This window comes from Acinetobacter sp. COS3, from assembly GCF_000475335.1.
GTDB lineage: Bacteria > Pseudomonadota > Gammaproteobacteria > Pseudomonadales > Moraxellaceae > Acinetobacter > Acinetobacter venetianus.
The window spans coordinates 1-2,567 of the sequence record NZ_AXCD01000047.1; the positions used below are offsets into that span (position 1 = coordinate 1).

The 2,567-nt window shown below is 34.2% G+C and carries 3 protein-coding genes; 2 read left to right on the forward strand and 1 reads right to left on the reverse strand.

What is annotated here, in order from left to right; genetic code table 11:
- Window positions 1–70: 70 nt before the first annotated feature.
- Together IO68_RS29760 and IO68_RS29765 are read left to right on the forward strand one after the other, a co-directional pair.
- Window positions 71–877, forward strand: coding sequence for a tetratricopeptide repeat protein (locus tag IO68_RS29760; RefSeq protein WP_023013925.1), 807 nt, complete (start codon window positions 71–73; stop codon window positions 875–877).
- Window positions 878–921: 44 nt separating this feature from the next.
- Complete coding sequence (locus tag IO68_RS29765) at window positions 922–1,530, forward strand: tetratricopeptide repeat protein (protein ID WP_023013926.1); 609 nt, start codon at window positions 922–924, stop codon at window positions 1,528–1,530.
- 29 nt (window positions 1,531–1,559) lie between these two features.
- On the opposite strand, the gene IO68_RS29770 is transcribed toward IO68_RS29765, so the two are convergent.
- Window positions 1,560–2,492: an IS5 family transposase gene (locus IO68_RS29770; protein ID WP_023013927.1), complete on the reverse strand. Its 933-nt coding sequence runs from the start codon at window positions 2,490–2,492 to the stop codon at window positions 1,560–1,562.
- Between the last annotated feature and the right edge of the window lie 75 nt (window positions 2,493–2,567).

Consider the following 2,567-nt stretch of genomic DNA (forward strand, 5'->3'; position numbering starts at 1 on the left):
TTTTTTTTACATTGTTTTGTTGTAAAATTTATAAAATAATTTTGTTGATTTGAATAAATTGGTGCTGAGTATGTTGATTAAGACAAAAAAGAATGCTTTCTTGATTTTTTTGACTTTGTTTTTATCTTCATTTTCTTTAGTGGCGTGTGGTAATTCTACAAACACAGCAAAACAGGAGGATAGCAATACCCAACAGGACATTGATAACTTATTTAAAAAAGCAGAAAGTTTATTTGACGAAGATAAACCTCAGGAAGCATATAACATATTAAAGAAGCTTGCTGAGCAGGGAGATGCAAAAGCTCAAAACTCTTTGGGAAATGGTTATGAGTATGGATACTGGGGGGAAGTTAATTTAAAACAGGCTGAATATTGGTATCGTAAGTCTGCAGCTCAAAATTATACAAAAGGAATTCATAACTTAGGTGTAAGTATATTCTTACAAAAGCAGTATAAAGATGCTTTACCATATTTTGAAAAAGCTGCAAGTATGAAGCATGCTGATTCTATCAATATGCTTGGAATTTACTACCTAGAAGGAATTGTATTTGAACAAGATTATAAAAGGGCACTTAAATATTTTTCTCAAGCTATAGATATTGATGCGAATAATGCAAGTGCTTTATTTAATATAGGACAAGCATATTATTATGGTCATGGGGTCGAACAGGACTATAACAAAGCTTTTATATGGATTAATAAATCTGCAAATCAAGATTATAGTCTGGCACAGATTCAATTGGCGGAGATGTACTTTAGTGGTAAAGGTGTTAATAAAAGTGTTGCGAAAGCTATAGAAATTATTAAGCCTTTGGCAGAGTTAGGTGATCCTAAAGCACAACAAAACTTGAAGTGGTATGTTGATCATCCAAATTAAATTAATTTATATCAATTGTTTAATATAAGTGAGTTAGATTGAATATGAAGATTAAAACAAAAAATAATGTTTTCTTAGTTTTTCTAATTTTGTTTTTATCTTCATTTTCTATAGCAGCTTGTGGTAATTCTACTAATACGACAAAACCGAAAGATAGCCATAGCCAACAGGACGTTAATCCCTTATTTGAAAAAGCGCAAAATTTATTCGATCAAGATAAATACGAAGATGCATATAAAATATTTAAGCAACTTGCGGATCAAGGTGATGCTAAAGCACAAAATGCATTAGGTAATGGTTATCAGCATGGTTTTTGGGGAGAAACTGATTTAAAACAAGCTAAAAAGTGGTTTCAAAAAGCAGCTGATCAAAATTATGTTGGTGGTATCCATAATTTAGGTATCTTAGAGCTTTTACAAGGAAATTATAAGCAGGCTTTACCATATTTTGAAAAAGCTGCAAGCATGAATCATGCTGATTCTATCAATATGTTAGGAATTTATAACCAAGAAGGAATAGTATTTGAACAAGATTATAAAAAGGCGCTTGCATATTTTTCAAAAGCTATAGATATTGATGCAGATAATGCAAGTGCTCTATTTAATATTGGGCAAGCTTATTACTATGGAGGGCTTTGTTGCACAAAGGTTTGAAAGACAATGCTACCCTAATTGAGTTAAATTCAAGTGACAACTTGGGTATGAGGTCGACCTAATTCTGTGAATTTATTCAAAACTGCTACACGTGCATGAATCTCATTCACCTGACTAGGAAAACTCCTTGCTGTTAATTTATCGCCTAATAATTTGATGCAATGCATTTTGGTTTCCACTAAACTTCGACGATGATAACCAGACCATTTTTTCCATAGTGTCCTACCTAACCGTTTGACTGTTTTTAATAATTCATTCCTCTCTAAAGATCTCAATTTCTTATCTTTCCAAGGCTTTGCATTCTTCCTAGGTGGAATGACTGCATGTGCATCTCGATCTAAAATGAATTGTCGGCAGTGCTTTGTGTCATAAGCACCATCTGTATAGACTGAATCAATTCGTTCATCCAACGGAATTTGATCAAGCAAATCACCAAGCACCTGTGAATCACTCACATTGTTTGTTGTGAGCTGAACGGCACGTATTTGCAGTGTTTCGGCATCTATACCAATATGCAGTTTACGCCATTGCCGACGATATTCGGGCTGATGTTTCTTACGCTTCCATTCGCCTTCACCTAAAAATTTTAATCCTGTAGAGTCGACGAGTAGGTGTAACCCATCACTACTTTTCTGATAGCTTATCGCAATATCGATATGCTTTTGTCGTCTACAGAGGGTAGAGTAATCTGGTGCTGTCCAATTCAAGCCACACAGTTTAATGAGACTTTGAACAAAGCCTGTGACCATACGTAAAGAAAGACGGAATAGAGATTTGATGATTAAACAGCATTGAATTGCTGCATCGGAGTAAGTTTGATTTCGTCCTTGTTTACCTTTTAGCTGAGCATACCATTGGGTCTTGGGATCAAACCAGATTGAAATATTTCCTCGATTGATTAAAGCTTGGTTATACGAGGACCAATTGGTTGTACGGTAGATTTTAGGGACAGGTTTCTTCATCTGGAAATTATATTGCTGAAGAAGCCTTCAAGAATAGATTTGTGCAAGAAAGCCTATTGAAAATGAAAAAGATAG

Bases quoted from the DNA above. Each gene is read 5' to 3' on its own strand.
- IO68_RS29760 (WP_023013925.1), top strand. From the start codon at position 71: ATGTTGATTAAGACAAAAAAGAATGCTTTCTTGATTTTTTTGACTTTG.
- IO68_RS29765 (WP_023013926.1), top strand. From the start codon at position 922: ATGAAGATTAAAACAAAAAATAATGTTTTCTTAGTTTTTCTAATTTTG.
- IO68_RS29770 (WP_023013927.1), bottom strand. From the start codon at position 2,492: ATGAAGAAACCTGTCCCTAAAATCTACCGTACAACCAATTGGTCCTCG.